The following is an 18,077-nucleotide window of genomic DNA, read 5'->3' as shown; positions in this document are numbered from 1 at the left end:
CTTACGGCGCGCCGAACCAGGCCGCCAGGGCGTCATGCAGGCTGTTCGGCTGCCCGTCATCGACCCACGCCACATAGCCGTCGGGCCGGATGAGTACGGCGGTGGGGGCAGCAACCTCGCCAATCGCCGGCAATTCCCACGACCCGTCATATGTCGCGTAAACGTGTGGAACCCGATCCGCCCATGGCGTAATATCGAAACGGCCAGGCGCACCAAGGTCCAGCAAGACCGGCCGCGCAGTCTCTAAAAACGTAAAGACGCGCACAGGCCCGCCGGGCGTGACCAGGTCGAGATCCGGCATGCGCCGTCCGACCAACGGATGCTCGCCGCCCAGATCGTAACGGATGCCCAGTCCGGACATTTCAGCGGCCACCGATTTGCGAAGCACGTCCATGCCGAGCCATTCCGTCACGATGTCGCGGAGGGCTTCGGTACGATCGTCTGTCCGTTGCAGCGCCACCTGCGCCATGGTCGTGCGCAGCACACGCGCCGCGACCGGATGCCGCTCGGCGTGATAGGTGTCGAGGAGGCTGTCGGGCGAAACACCTTTCACCACCTGGGCCAGCTTCCAGCCGAGGTTGACCGCGTCCTGCACACCGGTATTGAGGCCTTGCCCGCCAACTGGCGAATGGATGTGCGCGGCGTCGCCGGCCAGCAGGACCCGGCCCTGGCGATAGGTCTCCGCCTGGCGCGACATGTCAGTGAAGCGCGATATCCAGGTCAGGTTATGAATACCGTAATCCGTTCCGCAGGCGGCGATGAGCTCTTCGCGAAGATCGTCCAATGTCGGCTCGGCCGTGGCGCCGGGTGTTTTCTCGGTCACCATGATGCCGACGGGGCCTTCGCTGGCATAGACGACCTGGCCGTCACGGATTTCGTATGCCTCCCGGCCGAAAGCATGGATGCCATGCGCTGTGCGGTGAACGCCGAGCGGTGGTTCCTGCGTCATCTCGGCTTCCGCCAGGATATTGCTGGTCATCGCTTCCCAGCCGGGAAAGGCAATGCCGGCGATTTTCCGGACCAGGCTGCGGCCGCCGTCACAGCCGACAATGTAGCGGGCGCGTAAATGCCCGCCATCGGACAGGGTGACGGTGACGCCGTCGTCGTCTTGCGCGAAAGACGTGACGTCATGGCCGCGATAGACCGGCACGTTCAGTTCGCTGACCCAGCCGGCGAGGATGCGCTCGATATGCTTTTGCCGCAGGGCCAGGCCGTAATTGTGTCGGGTCGGAAAGTCGCTGATGTCGAGGCGTGTCACGGCAAAACCCGTGACCTGGGCGATCTGGCCTTCGGCCAGGAAGCGATCGGCAATGCCGCGCTGGTCGAGCACTTCCAGCGTGCAGGCGCTTAAGCCCCCGGCGCGCGACCCGATAAGCGTCTGGTCCGGACGGCGTTCGACTATCGCGGCGTCGATGCCGGCCAGGGCCAGTTCCCCCGCCAGCATCAGGCCTGTCGGGCCTGCGCCGGCGATCAGAACATCGTGCCTACCCATGTTCATCTCCCTGTTTGGACAATTCTTTCAAGCAAGGCATTGTTATTTAAGGGAAAGATTTTTGGCGGGCAATTCTTGTAATGAATAAGTTCAACCCCAGATAAGAACTGTGGGCATGGGCACGGTTTTAATCGTCGCGCGCCACGACGCCCTCCAGTTTCTCCAGCATTTGCCGCCAGCCGTGCATCGCGCCGCCAAAGGCCTGCGGCTGGTTCGGCCGGAAGCCCGCTTGCTCGACGCGGAGGTGCGTGCCCGTATCGGTCGGCGTCAGCGTGAAGGTCACCACGCTGTCGAGATTATAGGCCGGATCGTCGTGGGCGAAGTTCCACGTATAGGACAGCGCCTTGCCGGGCTCGATCGTCAGGACTTCGCAGTCCAGCACGCCGCCCCAGTCGCCGCGCAGATTGAAGCGGTGCCCGACGCTGGGCTGAAAATCGTTCTTCATCAGCCATTCCTCCATCAGGTGGGGCTGGGTGAGGGCGCGCCACAAGCGCTCCGGAGGATGCGGAAATTCGCGCTCGACGGTGACGGTCTTGGTTTCGGTCATTTGCTCTTCTTTTTCGCGGGCGGGTTGGCGGCGTTAAGCACCGCAGCGGCGCGGACCAGCGCCTTGAAGGCGTCGGCATTGATTGCTTCGCCCCGTTTGAAGTCGATGGCGCGGCGGGCATTGCCTTCCAGGCTGGAATTGAACAGGCCGTGCGGATCTTCGAGCGACGCCCCCTTTGGGAAGGTCGCCTTGACCGCGGCCTTGTAGGTCTCGCCGGTGCACAGGATGCCGTCGTGCGACCAGACAGGGATGCCCCATTTCCATTCTTCGACCACGTCGGGATCAGCTTCATGGATCAGGGCGCGGACGCGCGCCAGGGTTTCGCCGCGCCAGTCGGCCAGGTCGCCTATGGCGGCATCGATCTTTTCGGGAACACTGAGATGGTCTCGACCAGGAACAGGCTGTTTCATGAGGAAGTCCCTTCTTCATTATGGTTTGCCGCAAGGACATGCGGAAAATATTTGAGATCCCATTCGTCCGGGCGCAGCAGGATTTTGCCGTACTCGAGGATCTTGTCGTCGGCGCGGTAGGGGATGCCTGACAGGGCGACATCCGTGTCCAGGTCCGGATCGTCGTAGTGGTCGAGGTGAAAATGGTCGTTGTGATGATTGAGCCGCTGCATTTCCTCGACCATGAGATCGCGTCCGGCTTCGTTCATCAGGATTTCAAAACTGCCGTCGGCAAGGACGCAGACCGTGACTCTGGGTTTCATGGCTACAGCTTCTCGCCGGGCAATTGGCTGGCCTGTCTGATCCAGTCGGCAAACTGTGCTTCGTCGAATTGGCCTTCATGGATATCGTAATAACGCACGGCCGGGTATTTCGACTTTCCCTTGGGCGCCGGTTTCAGCGACGCGCCCTGGAAGAAGGTCACCTTGATGTATTTGGTGAAGCAGTGGAACGAGGCGAACCACAGGTCGTCCTCAAGGCCGTAGAACGGTGTGTTCCACTTCACTGCCTTTTTCACGCCGGGCACTGTGTCTGCGATAATGGCGTCGATCCGGCAGCCGACAGCGCGTTTCCAGTCCGGCATGGCGGCGATATAGGCTTGTACGACCGCATCGCCATATCCCTTGGCGATCTGCGGATTGCCGCCGGACAGAAGCTTGGGGGCGGACATCGCTATTGCGCCCGGGCGGCTCGCCCCTTGGCCATATAGGGCAGGGCAAACATGTACAGGCCGGTGAACAGCAGCAGGAACAAAGGCGGCAGCGGCGCGTAAGTGACCCACATGATCTGGTGGCCGAAGCCCATGACGACGAAGTTGGCGGCGACGGTCAGGGTGAAGATGATCGACACCCAGCGATGAAACTGGCGTATTCCGTTGGTCATTGGTCCATCCTTTTCAGCAGGTCATCCAGGTCGTCGAAACGATTCTCCCAGAATCCGGTCATTTGTTGCGCCCAGTCGGTGAGCGGTGACAGCGCGCCGGGCAGGGCGCTGTAATGGGTCTGGCGGCCTTCCTGGCGATCGCGCACCAGTCCGGCCTCTCTCAGCACACCCAGGTGTTTCGAGACGGCCGGCTGCGAGACACCGGCCTGCGCCGTCAGCGCCGCGACGGTCTGTTCTCCGTTGCGGCACAGCCGTTCGAAGATGGCGCGCCGGGTGGGATCACCCAGTGTGCGAAACAGAATTTCGGGTCCGGAAGGCAACAACTCATAACTCCTCGGTTATGAGTTGACATATAACTGACGAGTTATGAGTTCGTCAATAGCTAATTTCGCACAAAAAAGGCCGCCCCTTGCGAGGCGGCCTTTCCGTTGGAAATACTCGGGAGCTTAGTACTTGTAGTTGACGCCGAAGGTGATCGTGCGGCCGTTACGCAGCTCGAACAGGGTGTCTTCGCGGACGCTGTCGATGAACAGGCGGTTCTGTTCGTCGGTCAGGTTCTGCGCTTCCAGGATCAGCTTCAGGCGGTCGCTGAGGTTCCACGATGCCGACAGGTCGACATAGAGGGTGTCGTCATTGCCTTGCAGGTTGGAGCCTGCCGACGCCGGAATGCCGCGGATATACTTGCTGCGGTAATTGGCCGTCGTGCGGACGCTGAAGGTATCGTTTTCCCAGTAAACAGTACCACTGGCCGAGTCGCGCGACAGGCCGATCAGGTCCGCCGTCGTGGTCGCCGTGGCGCTCAGCACGTAGTCGATTTCGGATTCGACGTGCGTGTAGTTGGCCAGGACGCCGAAGTGGCTCCAGAAGCCCGGCAGGAAGTCGAGCTCAGCCTGAACATTGGCTTCGAAGCCCTTCAGAGGACCGCCCGGCGTGTTCTGGAAGCGGCCGACGGTGAAGATTTCGGTCGGCAGGGTGTTGGTGTTGTCCAGCAGCGAGTCCGGCAGGCCCAGCGAACGATACGGGACCTGTTCGGTCACGCGCTGGATGTAGGACTCGATGTCCTTGTAGAAGTAGCCGATCGAGACGACCGAGCCCGGACGGTAGTACCACTCAAGGCCGGCATCGAAGGTCTTGGCCTTGATCGGATCCAGGAACGGGTTGTTGACGTTGCCGGTACGGGTGGTGGCGGTAATGCCGCTGCTCGGGATCAGGTTACCCAGTTCCGGACGCGACATGACCTTCGCGGCGGAGACGCGTGCCAGCAGGTTGGGTGTTATTTCCACAACGACATTGGCTGACGGCAGGATATCGTCATAGGAGCGCTCGACGACGTTCCGCTTGCCCATCTGGGCGTATTGCGATCCGGCAGGCGCGGCGACGGCGATATGGCCGACGGCCAGCTGATCTGTCTTGTAGTAGCGGAAGCCGACGTCGCCGCGAACCGGCAGGCCCAGGCGTTCGGTGTCGAACTCGGCCATCAGGTACGCGCTGCGGGTGGTTTCCTTGATCTGGGATTTGGCCGCGCCGCATTCGACGCCGCAATAGGTGAAGCTGTCGAAATTGACGGCTTCACGCCACTTGGCGGAATCGATGGCGACCCAGCTTCCCGGAGCGCCCTGGCCCCACAGGTCGTCAAGACCATCGATCGTCCGGCTGATGCTGGCGACCGTGGTGCCGGCTGGCAGCGGCTTGAAGGCCGATGTCGCCGGCGTCGGGCTGAGGTTGTAGGACTGGAAGTCGATGACGCGCGACTGCACGCCGGCCTTCAACGTCAGTTCGTCCGTCGCGTGCCACTTCGCATCCAGATTGACGGTGTCGTTGGTCGTCGTGTTGTTGGCCGGCTTGCCTTGCAGCGAGAAACCGCCGTAGACGGTCGTCCAGTTGAGCGGCGCCGTGCCCTGCGTCACGCTCGGTGCGTAAGACCAGTTGGCGGGATTGGAAACATCGACGCCGAAGTTGATTTGAGGTGTCGTCTCGCCACCCCGGAAGTCGATCGAGAAATTGTCGGCGTCGATGATGTCCAGGAAGGTCTGCAGGCGCATCGGGTCGTCGCGGACCGACTTCGATGTGCCGAAGTAACCCGACACTTCGAACTTGTCGTTGAACTTGTGCGTCACAGCGACATTGACCTGATTGTAGGTCGTGGTGAACTGGTCGACCAGGCCTTCCGAGCGCAGATCGACGCCGTCGAACAGGCCGTAGACCAGCGAGCCATTGGAATCGAATTCGATATCCTTGACGGAGACCATCGGCTGGCCAAGGTTGCTGGCCGAGCGGGCGAAGGACAGGCCGGCGATATAGTTGTCGCGGCGCTCAACTTCGAACTGCGAGTAGATGTAGTCGACAGCGATGTTGGTATCGTCTGTCTTCCACTGCAGGCTCAGCGTGCCGCCGAAACGCTGCGAATCCTGTTCGGAGTTCACGTAGCGCGGGATACGCGGCAGGAAGGCGCCGGAACCGGCAACGGTCGGTGCGTCCGCGCGGCGCAGATTGATGATCTTGTTCCAGGCCGCGACCGTGCCGGTGCGCGGGTTGTTGGTCGAACAATTCGTGCTGGATGCACCATGCGCAGCGTGCGTTGTGGAAGAGGGCGATTCCGGCGTTACGCCGATCGGCGTACAGAACGGGTTGCCGTTCAGGCCGTTGGTGTTTGACGACAGGATGTCCACGGCCGAATAGCCCACTTCGCGCAGGTTGCGATCGGCATAGGACAGCGAGCCGACAACCCCAAAAGTACCATCTTCCGACTTCCAGCCGGTGACCATCGAGACGCGTGGATCGACCGACTTGGAGATTTCGTTATAGACGCCGCGCGCCGTGACCGAGAACAGGGTCTTTTGACGGAAGTCGAACGGGCGCGGGGCGCGCAGGTCGACGGTTGCGCCCAGGCTACCTTCTTCGATATCGGCCGAGGCCGTCTTGCGGGCGCTTAGCGACGAGAAGATTTCCGTCGGGAAGGCGCTGAAGTCGAAGCTGCGGCCGCTGTTGCCGGCGCCGTAGATGTCGGAAGAGCCGGTTTGCGATGCGCCTTCCAGGCCGTTCACGCGGACGCGGGTGAACTGGGCGCTGAGGCCGCGGACCGAGACGTTACGGCCTTCACCGCCGTCGCCGCGCGACAGGGTGACGCCGGGGATGCGCTGCATCGATTCGGCCAGGTTGCTGTCTGGGAACTTGCCGATGTCTTCACCGACGATCGCATCGACCGTACCGGCACTGCGCTTCTTGATAGCCAGGGCGCTCTGCAAGCTGCCACGGAAGCCCTTGACGACAACCACCTGGCTATCGTCGCCGGCTGGTTCAGCCGCGGGCGCCGCATCCTGGGCGAAGGCCGCGCCGGCCATGGCAGTAAGAAGAACGGCCGCCGCCGTTGTCGCGCACAGATGCGCTCTCTTCGAGAGTAAAAGTTTCCTGGTCATTGTCTTCCCTGACATTTGTAATTGCCGCCGGCGCATACGCGACGCATGTATGGAGATTGAAAGTGAACGAGGCCGGCGAGTCGTTCCCTTTTCAGACGGTAAATTTGTCAGACAACCCCGTTATGCGCAATATTAATCGTACAAATTTGATCCATTGTGACCTTTCCACGTCATTTTCGATCAATTGTGACAAAATGTGCTGGTTTAGATAATCATGGCTCACGAACATTCTCATGCGCACGGCCCATCCGGCGGCCATTCCCACACGAAGGGACACGACCATGGTCACGGCCATAATCATCCTGCGCCGACGTCCTTCGGTGCGCGGTTTCTATGGGCGGCGGGCCTCAATGCAGCCTTCATAGGCTTCGAAGTAATCTACGGCCTGAAGGCCAATTCCTTATCCCTGCTGGCGGACGCCGGACATAATGTCAGCGACGTGCTTGGTTTGCTGATGGCGTGGGGCGCCTGGGCGCTGGCACAACGAAAGCCAAACGCCTCCTTCACCTACGGCCTGCGCGGCGCGTCTATCCTGGCAGCGCTGTTCAATGCCCTTCTGCTGATGGTCGCGGTCGGCGGCATTGTCTGGGAAGCAGCCCAGCGCTTTACGCTGATCGAGGCGGTCGAGGGCGGAATCGTTATGTGGGTGGCAGCGCTCGGCATCCTCGTCAACGGCTTTACCGCCTGGCTGTTCGCCGGCGGGCAGGGCGACCTGAATGTCCGGGGCGCCTTCCTGCACCTGGCCGCCGACGCAGCCGTATCGGCGGCTGTCGTGATCAGCGGCCTGGTTATCGTCCGGACGGGTTGGCTGTGGGTCGATCCTGCATTGTCGATCGCTGTGTCGGTCGTCATCGTCTGGGGGACGTGGGGGTTGATGCGAGAATCGATCCGCCTGGCGCTGCAAGGCGTACCCAGAGGTATCGACCTGGCCGCCGTGAAATCCTATATAGCCGGACTTCCCGGTGTAAGTGACGTTCACGACCTGCACATCTGGGGGATGTCGACTACCGAGGTGGCGCTGACGGCGCACATTACCGTCCCCGACGGCCATCCCGGCGATGGTTTCCTGCATGAGGCCGCGGAGGAACTGGCGCACATCTTTGGCATCGAGCATGTGACGATCCAGGTCGAGACCGGCGATGGCGCGCACGCCTGTTCCCTGTCCTCCAGCGACAGTCTTTGAGGTTTGCCGTTATCGCGTTTCCGCGCGGCAAGAGGATGGCCTTCGGCGGGAAGTGCTTCAGCCTTCCCTTACGGACATTTTTGTTACTTGACGTTCACGTAAGTTGAATTGGATTTCTCACATCCGCGACTATATTGGCGACATGACCGAAACACCCGCTCACTATCCGTCCCTTGGCGCGCGTTATGCCGATCTCGTCGTGCATATTGTCGGCCTGGCCATGGCACTGTTCGGCGGTGGCCTGGCTCTGGGCCTGGCCGTCAGTCAGGGCCTGCTGGGACAGGTCGCAGCGGTGACGGTCTATGCCCTGGGCTTCATTGCCATGCTGGCATTCTCGTTAGCCTACAATTTCGCCAAACCGAGCTGGCAACCGTTTTTGCGGCGCCTCGATCACGCGGGTATCTTCCTGATGATCGCCGCCTCCTACACGCCGTTTACGACCCAGGCGCTGACGGGTGGCTGGGCTTGGGGCATGAGCATCGCCGTATGGTCGCTGGCCGGCCTGGGTATGCTTGGTAAGCTATTCCTGCCGGGATTGGGCAAGATCTTCTGGATCCCGCTTTATCTCGTTCTGGGCTGGCTGATCATCATCGCCATTCGTCCCATGGTTCGTGAAGTGCCGATGGCGGCCATGATCCTGTTGGCAGCGGGTGGCGTGGTCTACAGCGTAGGGACCATCTTCTATATGATGAAGACGCTCAAGTTCCGCCGCGCCATCTGGCACGGTCACGTACTGGCCGGCGCCGCGACCCACTATGCCGCCGTACTGGTCGGCGTGGTACTGGCCACTTCGCATTAGGTTTTCGAACGTGGCTTAACCGCCGTTCTCGATCTTGTGGATCAGCGCCGCCTTGCGCGCCTCTTCCGGCGTGCGAATCAGCGACGCGCCGTCGCCTAAGGTGTCGGCGACCTTGTCTTTCAGCGCCCGGGCGCTATCGATATCCTGGGTGTTCACCGGTTCCTGTTCAGCCATGACGGCCTCCTTTGCAATAAGAGGTGATTGTGCGCGTGTCGCCGTGCCAATGTCGATAAGGAATGGACCGTCACGGATAAGGGAAGGATAGCGCGCGTCCTTACCGGAAACTGACACGTGGGCCCAGGCGTCCGCATTGCGGCGAAACCCTGCGTTAACCGAATGTCGGTCCGGGGCAAAAACGCATCGGCATCCCTATGGACGACAGGCAAGAGCAGCATTCCGGTGACCCGGCGGGACGCATTTCCTGCATCATTTGCGCCTACAACGAAGCCGATAAAATCAACGACATCCTCAAGGCTGTGCACGGTCATCCGCTGCTGTCCGAAATCATCGTCGTCAATGACGGGTCGACCGATGATACCGCCGTATTGGCGCAGGCCTTTCCAGACGTCACGCTGATCTCCTACCCGCACAACCGGGGAAAGACCTATGCGCTAAGCCAGGGCATGGCCGCGGCGCGCGGTGACTATTTCATGCTGATCGACGCCGACCTGGCCGGACTGACGGCAGCCGACATATTCGCCCTGGCCGCACCGGTCAGGAGCGGGACCGCTGGGATCAGCATCAGCCTGCGTGCCAACAGTCTGGCGCTTTACCGGGCGCTTGGCCTCGACTTCGTGTCGGGTGAGCGGCTCATCCCGGCCTGGCTGGTCAAGCCGCATCTGGAGCAAATGACCCGCCTTCCGCGCTGGGGCGGTGAAGTCTTCATCAACAACCTGATCACCGATGCCCGCCTGGCGGTCGCTGTGGTCGACTGGCCTGCCGTATTCAATATCCGCAAGGCCCAGAAGGTCGGGGCGTGGCGCGGTCTCCTGGCCGAACTGACGATGACTGCGGATGTTTTTCGCGTCTTGTCGCCGGTCATGGTTGTCCGGCAGAACCTGGCTCTGCTGTCGCTTGTGCGGCGCCCGGTTCGGCGCATCAGCCTGCGTTTCGACATGCCGTGGAGCGGTGTGCGCGGTCTCTTTTCGCGCGGCCGGCCGGTAGCCTGATAGCGCTCACATTATTGTCTGACGATTGTAACATGAGTTGACATAAAAACCCGCAAAAGGCTTTGAATTGTGCTGCATTGCAGCATATATTGAGGGTGTTCGGCGCTTTCGCGCTGATTGCCCTTCCTGGGCGTTTCCTCCCTGTAAAACTTTTAGCCGCGCCGCAATGCGCGGCTTTTTTTTGCCTTCGCTGTCCGGGGGCGAGGACGGTGCCCGAACCATGTCGAAACTGATATAATCGTGTTAAGCGGGCATCTTTTCCCGCTTTTATGATTCATGGCGTGAGGTTCCCCGGATGCAAGTCAGTGTTTATAAGGGGAAGGCCTTCATCGGTACGGCAATGCTTGAGCATCTGGATGCGTCAATGGGCGTTGCTTTCGGTCCCTTTGTGCCGGCGGACCGATACGATCGCCGAAAGCACGCAAATACGATTGATGGGTTGGATGCCGGTGACAACGGGAAGTCACTGTCTGTACGTGTTGGCCAAAATGAAATTCTGGAAAATGCTGCAATCGCGATCCAGGATTGGGATGACCCTGAGGTTGGTCAGCACCTAACCCTCTTCTTTAGCGATAGCGCTGACTTTAAGGCGCGTTTTTCCAATCACAGCGATTACAGGGAGTAATCAGAAGCGCAGGAACAGGTTCTTAAGCCACAGCGGGCCGCTGCGTGACACGTCCTGCCAGTCGGCTTCGGCATCCTCGTCTTCGGCCGTGTATCCCCAGGGATTGAACAGCTTGACCTTCGAAAAGCGATAGGCCGACAGGCTGCGCGTCACTATAGTCAGGCCGTGCGTCAGGGCGGTGGCCGCCAGCAGCGCGTCGCGGTCCTTGCCTTCGGCGAACGACAAGGCCGCACGCCGTTTCGTCACCGCCAGGTCGACGCTCAATATCCGGCCTTCGAAGGCCGCAGGTACCGTCTCGTCGATCCAGGTGCGCAGGGCGGCCCCCAAAACCTTGTCCTTGCGCTGGACCTCGGCGATACCGCCTTCCAATTCCAAAAGGCTCATCACCGAGATGAAGAGATTTTGCGCGGGAACGTTCGACGCCCAGCGCGTAACGTGTTCGTCGGCGCGCCCGGATTTTGCGCTGCGCAGTTCGGCAATAACAGGGGTGTCGAGCAAATACATACCTAGAAACCTTCCTCGCGGCGATCCCAACTGCCGCCGCGTCCCGTATCCAGGTCGACCACCTCCGCGCCCGGCTCGGGCATGGCCAGCAGATCGACAATCGACTCGGTCCGGCCTGTCAACTGGCGAAAGGCATCGAAGCTCATCAGTACATGGGTCGGTCGGCCGCGGTCAGTGACGAAGACCGGCTCAAGCCTGGCATCGCGTTTGGCCTTGCCGACATCCTGGTTGAATTCGCGGCTCGTCATGGTGCTCATTTGATGCTAGGTTCCTACAATTGCTCACTCAAATTACTTTTCTACATTACTACAGTGTTGTCTGTCGGCAACAAAAAAAATCCTAAGCAAAATAAAAGGGTTGGTATGTACCCTTGTTGAAAATTTATGCTTGCCATAACGAAAATATCAACACAACGCTCGGGCCAAGACGGCGAAAATAGTCCGTCCTTCTGAAATCAGAGTCCGGGAGAATTCATGATTACCGCAACGACGGCGCCCAGTATATGGGACGCCACTCTTCACGAAATCACCAACGTGTTGTCGCCGCACGGCGCTTTAGGCCCCGACGGCATAACAAAGCTGTACGCGCCGAGTGACTTTTCGATCCACTTTTTCCTGCAGTTGGCGGTGATTATCGTGACCTGCCGCGTCGTGGGCTGGCTGGGTCAGAAGCTTTTGCACCAGCCGCAGGTCGTCGGTGAAATGATCGCGGGCGTCATCCTCGGGCCATCGCTGTTCGGCCTGTTCCTTCCCGAAATCCAGGGCGCAATCTTCCCCAAGGAGATGAAGAATGTCCTTTATACCGGCGCGCAGTTTGGCGTCGGCCTCTACATGTTCATGGTGGGCTGCACCTTCCGCGCCGACCACTTCAAGAGCAAGGGCAAGAGCGCGATGATGGTGTCAATGGCCGGTATTGCCGCGCCGTTCGCGCTGGCCATCCTGATCACGCCGTGGCTGCTGACCGTGCCGGGCTTGTTTACACCAGGTATTTCACGGTTCAATGCGACCCTGTTCATGGGCGCCTGTATCGCCCTGACCGCCTTCCCGATGCTGGCGCGCATTATCAATGAACGCGGCCTGGCCAACTCGTCGCTGGGCACCCTGTCCCTGACCGCCGGCGCCTTTGACGACGCCGTGTCGTGGTGCGTCCTGGCTGTTGTGCTGGCGACCTTCGGCGCCGGTCCTGGCGTGGCTGTGCTGGCGATCGTCGGTGGTGTGGGCTTCGCCCTGTTCGTCATTTTCTTCGGCTCAAAACTGCTGGCGCCGCTTGGCCGCATGGTCGAGAAAAAGGGCGAGATGACCTACACGGTCCTGGCCATCACCATGATCTGCTTCTTCCTTTCCGCCTTTATCATGGACGCCGTCGGCATCCACGCCATCTTCGGCGGCTTCATCCTCGGCACGGCGATGCCGCGCGGCAAGTTCGTCGAAGAACTGAAGCTTAAGGTCGAACCGTTCGCGGTCATCGTTCTGCTGCCGATGTTCTTCACCTATTCCGGCCTGAACACGCGGATGGATATGGTCAATTCATGGTCGATGCTGCTGGTGGCCGGCGCAGTCCTGGCGGCTTCGGTCGTGGCCAAGTTCGGCGCCTGCTACCTGGCGGCCCGCGCGACCGGCGAAGACAACCGCACGGCTCTGGGTATCGGCGCCCTGATGAACTCGCGTGGTCTGATGGAACTGATCATCATCAATATCGGCCTGCAGAAGGGCATTATCGGCCTGCCTCTGTTCGCTATGCTGGTCATGATGGCCATCATCACCACGGTCATGGCCTCTCCGATCTTCGAAATGGTCTACGGCAAGAAGGCCCGTGAAAGCGGCGAGCTGGACGCCGTGCCCGACAATACCACTGCCTGATCCCCCTTGGCCGGGCTGCTTCATCCCTAAGGCAGCCCGGCTTTTTTTTCTTCCGGACAACCTAATTTTGGGCGCGGGATTTCCGCGAAAGCCTTTCTGCGCGGCAGCCTCTGTTATCACGACTACACTTCGGCGCGCCTCGATCAGGACCTCGGCAAGGAACGCGACGTCGTGACCACGGAGGCCTTGACGTCCAATGAATCTGACTCTGAAACACGCCGATTTCGGTCGCTGCATCGCCTGCCTTCCCGACCAAGATCTCAAGCGTGCTACAACATGAGCTTTAGCTTTTTACCTGTCCCTGGTGCCTCTCCCATGTCCGTCCCCGCGGGCATGGGATTTTTTGTGTGCCCTTGCCCGCGAGGCCAGGATGGATTCTTTTGTTGTCATGTTGCGATGCGGCGTGACATAAGATGTAGACATTGAAGGGGAAGAGGGCATGAAGCGAAGCCTTTTCGTCACGGGCGTAGTCAGCACGTGGATGGCGGCAGGCCTGGTCCTTGCCCAGACGCCCACCGTTATCCCGAATTCCACCGCAACCACCAGCTACGACTCCGGTGCGGGCTTTCCCGATCGCAACGGGCCGTTTTCAGCCATATTGATCGTCATCCCGGAGACCGAGCTTGCGGAATTCGCCAAGCCCGCGACCGCCAATCGCAGCCTGAGCCGCGTCGCCCGCGCCGAGCCGGGCGCCAAGCTGGCCATCAAGGTACTGTTTACAGGGCCTGCGGGTGATCTCAATTCCGTCGGCAAGGTGACAATGGACCTGAAGATCCTGGCGCCCGACGGCAATATCTACGCCAACAGCGATTACAAGGACCTGCCGGTCTGGTTGGGCAGTATCGGCCAGGGCAGGGGCGTGTTCGATAACCGCGACCGCGTGCCGGTGGTGACCTTCGAGTCCAAGGACGCGCCAGGCGTCTATACGATCAAGGCGACGCTGCGCGACCGTTTCTCCCAGCGTGACATCGCGCTTCAGCAGACTGTCGAGCTTCTGCCCGTGCCGGTGGCCGGCGCGCCCGCTGGACCAACCCAGGCGGCGGCAGCCGAAGAGGCGCCCAAGGCGGACGCGCCGGTCAAAAGCAAGAAAAAGTCGCGCCGCAAGCGCCGCAGATAATATGATCGCCCAACACTAATCCGGAGACTTTGAATGCGCGAATTGGAACTGCCGGCTTCGATTTCAATGGTCATTCCGGCGCGGGAAAAGGATCTGGGCGGATTTCACGTCCGCCGCCTGCTGCCGTTCGCCAAGCGGCGCATGGTCGGGCCATGGATATTCTTCGACCATATGGGACCAGCGGTGTTTCAGCCCGGCATTGGTGTAAATGTCCGGCCGCACCCGCACATCAACCTGGCGACCGTCACCTATTTGTTCGAAGGCAATATCCTGCATCGCGACAGCCTGGGCACACGCTCTGTCATCGCGCCCGGGGACATCAACCTGATGGTGGCGGGCAAGGGCATCGTCCATTCCGAGCGTGAGGAGGACGAAGCCCTGGCGCGCAAGCGCAATCTCGACGGGCTTCAGCTTTGGCTGGCCCTCCCGGAAGCCGATGAGGAGATCGACCCGGCGTTTTACCATTATCCGTCAGACGTCATTCCCGGGATCAACGACAATGGCGCCCGCATCCGGGTCATGATGGGCGACGCCTACGGCCTGACGTCACCGGTGAAGACCTATGCCCGGACGCTTTATGTCGAGGTGCACCTGAAGGCCGGTCATGTCCTGGAGGCGCCCGACACCGCCGAAGAGCGCGCGCTCTATGTTTGCGACGGCGAGGTAACAATCGACCGGCTGCGCATTCCCGCCCATACCATGGTTATCCTGACGCCCGGCGCCGAGGTCAGGATGCAGGCCGGCGAGGATGCTCACCTTGTTATCATTGGCGGCGAGCATTTCAGCGAGCGGCACCTCTACTGGAACTTCGTGTCGTCCGATCCGGCACGTATCGAAAAGGCCAAGGAAGACTGGAAAGCGCAGCGCTTCGCCAAGGTTCCCGGCGACGAAGTCGAGTTCATTCCACTGCCAGAGTAGCCGGTCTGGCCAAGCCCTCTAACTGTGTTACAGTGAACACAGGGGTTTTGGCAGGCTTGGGGCTTGGGCATGAAATGCGCGATCGTTTCGGCGATGATGGGAATGGCGGCGGCCTCAGTGCTCTTGGTCGCACCCGTCGGTGCATCCGCCGAAATCGTCAAGACCACCATGCTCGACAATCCCAAATGCGCTGGCCTGTGCCTGCGGTGGTGGCCCAAGGTGACGCCGCCACCGAAATGGGTGCAGGATACCCGTCTCAGCCAGACCTATAATGTCGCCTTCCTGGTACCGAAGGACGGCCGCGACGACGTCTTCATATACGCCAATGCCCAGCCGCTGAAGGGACAGGCCGTGACGGCGGCCGGCTTCATGGCTGACGACCAGGTGACCTTCGAGCGCGCCCACCCCGGCCTCAGGGTTCGCGCCGGCGGCGATTTGATCACGGCTGACGGTCAGGTGCTGCGCAGCCGCGTCTTCGACCCGGCCCCGCAGGACACGAACGGCATATGGGAGACGGTGGCCTATGGCGAGGAGGCCGATGGCGACGGTGTGAAATACTACCTCGTCTTCATCCTGGGCGCGCGGACCCAGGCGGCGCGCGAGGAATTCCAGCCGGCTTTTCAGTCGCTTGTGGCGAGTTATCGCCAATAAACGCCTGATACGGGTGTCGTTTCCATCTTTACAATGGTGACATTCTGGGCTTGGCTGCTCTGCCGGATAGCGTACCCAAGGATCTTTCATGCGTCTTCTTCGTTTCGCCAATGCCGCCGCGCTGGCTGCCTGCCTGTCTTCGCAAGTTTTGGCCTTCCAGGCTTTTGCCCAGGCCCCGGCCGTTCAGCCTATTCCGGTCTCGCAGGACATTGCCTATCCCGGCACCTTAAAGGTCTTTGTCGACGCTACCGACACCCAGCAGCGCGTCCTGCGCGTTCGCCAGACCGTCCCTGTGGCCAAGGCCGGCGACCTGGTTCTGGTCATGCCGCGCTGGATGCCTGGCAAGCACGCGCCGCGSCCGCAAGCCGACAAGATCGCCAATGTCCGGTTTTCGGCGGGCGGCAAGACGCTGACATGGCTGCGTGACCCGGTCGAGGTCACGGCCTTCCACGTCACCGTACCCGACGGCGTGACCGAAGTGACGGCAGAGTTCGACTTCCTGTCGCCGATGACGACGACGGCCGGGCGGGTGGTCGTGACTGACGTCATGGCCAACCTGCAGTGGGAAAACCTGTCCATGTATCCGGCGGGCTATTACACAAGCCGTATTCCTGTAGAGCTGTCGCTGAAACTGCCGGAGGGCTGGAAGCACGCCTCGGCGCTGGATGTGGCGGGGCAAGGGCCGGACGGCGCCGTGAGCTTCAAGCCGCTGTCCTATGAGGCCTTTGTCGATTCGCCGATGTTCGCCGGCAAGTATTATCGCCTGATCGACTTAACACCTCAGGGTGGGGCCCCGGGCGCCGCAACGCCCGTTCGTCTCAATGTCTTTGCCGACAAGCCGGGCGATCTGGCGGCGACCGACGATCAGGTCGCCATCCACCGCAAGCTGGTGACCCAGGCGCTGAAGCTCTACAAGTCGCAGCACTACGACCATTACGACTTCCTGCTCCACCTGTCGGAAGAACTAGGCGATATCGGCCTTGAGCACCATCGCTCGTCGGAAAACGGCCACGTCTCGAACTATTTCACCGACTGGCCGACGGAATATGTGGGTCGCGACCTGCTGGCCCACGAATATACCCATTCGTGGGACGGCAAGTTCCGCTGGGGCGCAGATTCCTACAAACCCGACTTCCTGCAGCCCATGCAGAACAGCCTGCTGTGGGTCTACGAAGGCCAGACGCAATACTGGGGTTATGTGCTGTCGGCGCGTTCGGGCCTGTACACGGCCGACATGACGAAGGAGTCGCTGGCCCTGACAGCGGCGCTTTACGACAATTATACCGCGTCGAAGTGGCGACCGGTGCTCGACACCACCAACGACCCGATCCTGTCGGCGCGGGCGCCCAAGAACTGGACCAGCCAGCAGCGCAATGAAGACTATTACAGCGTCGGCTTGCTGATCTGGCTCGATGCCGACACGCTGATCCGTGAGAAGACCGGCAACAAGAAGTCGCTCGATGACTTCGCCTCTGCCTTCTACGGCATCAAGGACGGTCAGTTCACGCCCGAAACCTATACCTTCGAAGACGTCGTCGCGGTGCTCAACAGCGTCTATCCGTACGACTGGTCCAGCTTCCTGAAAAAGCGCGTCGGCGAGACATCCGAAGGCACCTTCCTCGACGGCTTCGAGCGCGGTGGCTACAAGCTGGTCTACAAGGACAAGCCGACCAACTGGTTCAAGGCGCGCGAAAAGAAGCTGAAGATCGTCGACCTTACCTATTCGCTGGGGTTGACCGTCAACGCATCGACAAATGACATCTCCAGCGTCTTCTGGGACAGCGCGGCCTTCAAGGCAGGGCTGGGGCAGGGGATGACCGTCGTCGCCGTCAATGGCGAGGCCTTCGATGCCGACGGCATCAAGGCGGCGGTCACGGAGGCGGCGAAACCCGACGGCAAACCGGTCGAACTGCTGATCAAGCGCGGCAAGACCTATAAGACTTACACGATCGACTATAGGGGCGGCCTGCGCTATCCGCAGTTGGAACGCATCGAGGGCAAGCCGGCCTTGCTCGACGCCATTCTGGCCGAGAAGAAGTAGGTTACGATAAGGGCGGTTCGCTCTTAACCACACCCCACGGCGCCGCGTGGCCAGGGGGCGTGGAAGCTGCCCGCGATCTTGCGGCCCCCTATCTTGCGGTTCTCTGGCGCCGTCAGATCGTAGCGGCCGGACAGGTGATCGCCGGGTACGACTTCGCTCAAGGCCAGGGTGCCGGACAAGACCGTGCGCCCACCACCGCCCACCCACGCCGCGCGAGCCAGATAGGGGGCACCGGGTGTCCTCCGCCCCGTCGTCATACGCAATACCGGCGGCACCTGCCCGCTGCCCAGCCCGGTGACTTCGAACTCGACCTTTGGTTCGCCGCCCTCGGACACGGTGATGATGGTGGCCGGCAGGTCCTCCTGCGAACAGCCAGCCTCTGCGCGTGCCTGGAGAACGTCCACGCTGGCGCAGGCGGCTGGGGT

At 61.0% G+C, this 18,077-nt stretch carries 21 protein-coding genes; 9 read left to right on the top strand and 12 right to left on the bottom strand.

What is annotated here, in order from left to right:
- Position 1 precedes the first annotated feature (1 nt).
- The 8 genes from AC1DON_RS20105 to AC1DON_RS20070 form a co-directional block, all read right to left on the bottom strand.
- Complete coding sequence (locus tag AC1DON_RS20105) at positions 2–1,492, bottom strand: FAD-dependent monooxygenase (RefSeq protein WP_476936604.1); 1,491 nt, start codon at positions 1,490–1,492, stop codon at positions 2–4.
- Positions 1,493–1,619: 127 nt separating this feature from the next.
- Complete coding sequence (locus AC1DON_RS20100) at positions 1,620–2,039, bottom strand: SRPBCC family protein (RefSeq protein ID WP_476936603.1); 420 nt, start codon at positions 2,037–2,039, stop codon at positions 1,620–1,622.
- Positions 2,036–2,449 carry a DUF1801 domain-containing protein gene (locus tag AC1DON_RS20095; RefSeq protein ID WP_476936602.1) on the bottom strand — a complete coding sequence of 138 codons (414 nt, stop codon included), beginning with the start codon at positions 2,447–2,449 and terminating at the stop codon, positions 2,036–2,038. The genes AC1DON_RS20100 and AC1DON_RS20095 overlap by 4 nt, the downstream gene beginning before the upstream one ends.
- Positions 2,446–2,751, bottom strand: coding sequence for a hypothetical protein (locus AC1DON_RS20090; RefSeq protein ID WP_476936601.1), 306 nt, complete (start codon positions 2,749–2,751; stop codon positions 2,446–2,448). The genes AC1DON_RS20095 and AC1DON_RS20090 overlap by 4 nt, the downstream gene beginning before the upstream one ends.
- Before the next feature lie 2 nt (positions 2,752–2,753).
- Complete coding sequence (locus AC1DON_RS20085; protein WP_476936600.1) at positions 2,754–3,158, bottom strand: DUF1801 domain-containing protein; 405 nt, start codon at positions 3,156–3,158, stop codon at positions 2,754–2,756.
- Between the two features lie 2 nt (positions 3,159–3,160).
- On the bottom strand, positions 3,161–3,370 hold the full coding sequence (locus AC1DON_RS20080; protein ID WP_476936599.1) for a hypothetical protein: 210 nt from the start codon (positions 3,368–3,370) through the stop codon (positions 3,161–3,163).
- Entirely contained in the window at positions 3,367–3,690 is a 324-nt protein-coding gene (locus AC1DON_RS20075) for an ArsR/SmtB family transcription factor (RefSeq protein WP_476936672.1), read from the bottom strand. The genes AC1DON_RS20080 and AC1DON_RS20075 overlap by 4 nt, the downstream gene beginning before the upstream one ends.
- Before the next feature lie 126 nt (positions 3,691–3,816).
- Positions 3,817–6,786 (bottom strand): TonB-dependent receptor, encoded by a 2,970-nt coding sequence (locus tag AC1DON_RS20070; protein WP_476936598.1) that lies wholly within the window; start codon positions 6,784–6,786, stop codon positions 3,817–3,819.
- Positions 6,787–7,000: 214 nt separating this feature from the next.
- Here AC1DON_RS20070 and AC1DON_RS20065 point away from each other — a divergent pair, with 214 nt between their 5' ends.
- Together AC1DON_RS20065 and trhA are read left to right on the top strand one after the other, a co-directional pair.
- The gene (locus tag AC1DON_RS20065; RefSeq protein ID WP_476936597.1) at positions 7,001–7,969 is read left to right on the top strand and encodes a cation diffusion facilitator family transporter; all 969 of its coding nucleotides are present in this window, start codon (positions 7,001–7,003) and stop codon (positions 7,967–7,969) included.
- A gap of 142 nt (positions 7,970–8,111) precedes the next feature.
- Positions 8,112–8,768, top strand: a complete 657-nt coding sequence (gene trhA / locus AC1DON_RS20060; RefSeq protein ID WP_476936596.1) for a PAQR family membrane homeostasis protein TrhA — start codon at positions 8,112–8,114, stop codon at positions 8,766–8,768.
- Positions 8,769–8,783: 15 nt separating this feature from the next.
- Here trhA and AC1DON_RS20055 read toward each other — a convergent pair whose 3' ends face one another.
- Positions 8,784–8,942, bottom strand: a complete 159-nt coding sequence (locus tag AC1DON_RS20055; RefSeq protein ID WP_476936595.1) for a hypothetical protein — start codon at positions 8,940–8,942, stop codon at positions 8,784–8,786.
- A gap of 197 nt (positions 8,943–9,139) precedes the next feature.
- Between AC1DON_RS20055 and AC1DON_RS20050 the strand changes: the two genes are divergently transcribed.
- Both AC1DON_RS20050 and AC1DON_RS20045 read left to right on the top strand, forming a co-directional pair.
- On the top strand, positions 9,140–9,937 hold the full coding sequence (locus tag AC1DON_RS20050; protein ID WP_476936594.1) for a glycosyltransferase family 2 protein: 798 nt from the start codon (positions 9,140–9,142) through the stop codon (positions 9,935–9,937).
- 295 nt (positions 9,938–10,232) lie between these two features.
- The gene (locus AC1DON_RS20045) at positions 10,233–10,562 is read left to right on the top strand and encodes a hypothetical protein (protein WP_476936593.1); all 330 of its coding nucleotides are present in this window, start codon (positions 10,233–10,235) and stop codon (positions 10,560–10,562) included.
- On the opposite strand, the gene AC1DON_RS20040 is transcribed toward AC1DON_RS20045, so the two are convergent.
- Both AC1DON_RS20040 and AC1DON_RS20035 read right to left on the bottom strand, forming a co-directional pair.
- Positions 10,563–11,066: a PIN domain-containing protein gene (locus AC1DON_RS20040; protein ID WP_476936592.1), complete on the bottom strand. Its 504-nt coding sequence runs from the start codon at positions 11,064–11,066 to the stop codon at positions 10,563–10,565.
- A 2-nt stretch (positions 11,067–11,068) separates the two neighbouring features.
- Positions 11,069–11,323: a type II toxin-antitoxin system Phd/YefM family antitoxin gene (locus AC1DON_RS20035; protein WP_476936591.1), complete on the bottom strand. Its 255-nt coding sequence runs from the start codon at positions 11,321–11,323 to the stop codon at positions 11,069–11,071.
- A 216-nt stretch (positions 11,324–11,539) separates the two neighbouring features.
- Here AC1DON_RS20035 and AC1DON_RS20030 point away from each other — a divergent pair, with 216 nt between their 5' ends.
- The 5 genes from AC1DON_RS20030 (at position 11,540) to AC1DON_RS20010 (ending at position 17,652) form a co-directional block, all read left to right on the top strand.
- Positions 11,540–12,925, top strand: a complete 1,386-nt coding sequence (locus AC1DON_RS20030; RefSeq protein WP_476936590.1) for a cation:proton antiporter — start codon at positions 11,540–11,542, stop codon at positions 12,923–12,925.
- 439 nt (positions 12,926–13,364) lie between these two features.
- Positions 13,365–14,042, top strand: coding sequence for a hypothetical protein (locus AC1DON_RS20025; RefSeq protein ID WP_476936589.1), 678 nt, complete (start codon positions 13,365–13,367; stop codon positions 14,040–14,042).
- Between the two features lie 33 nt (positions 14,043–14,075).
- Positions 14,076–14,960, top strand: a complete 885-nt coding sequence (locus AC1DON_RS20020; protein ID WP_476936588.1) for a pirin family protein — start codon at positions 14,076–14,078, stop codon at positions 14,958–14,960.
- Between the two features lie 69 nt (positions 14,961–15,029).
- Positions 15,030–15,611: a hypothetical protein gene (locus AC1DON_RS20015; RefSeq protein WP_476936587.1), complete on the top strand. Its 582-nt coding sequence runs from the start codon at positions 15,030–15,032 to the stop codon at positions 15,609–15,611.
- Between the two features lie 88 nt (positions 15,612–15,699).
- The gene (locus AC1DON_RS20010) at positions 15,700–17,652 is read left to right on the top strand and encodes a M61 family metallopeptidase (protein WP_476936586.1); all 1,953 of its coding nucleotides are present in this window, start codon (positions 15,700–15,702) and stop codon (positions 17,650–17,652) included.
- Positions 17,653–17,675: 23 nt separating this feature from the next.
- Here AC1DON_RS20010 and AC1DON_RS20005 read toward each other — a convergent pair whose 3' ends face one another.
- Entirely contained in the window at positions 17,676–18,056 is a 381-nt protein-coding gene (locus AC1DON_RS20005) for a hypothetical protein (protein WP_476936585.1), read from the bottom strand.
- Positions 18,057–18,077 lie beyond the last annotated feature (21 nt).

The sequence above is a fragment of the Asticcacaulis sp. P4_H10 genome (assembly GCF_056400965.1).
The sequence above is the reverse complement of the archived record's forward strand: the minus strand, read 5'-3'. Positions and strand labels throughout refer to the sequence as shown.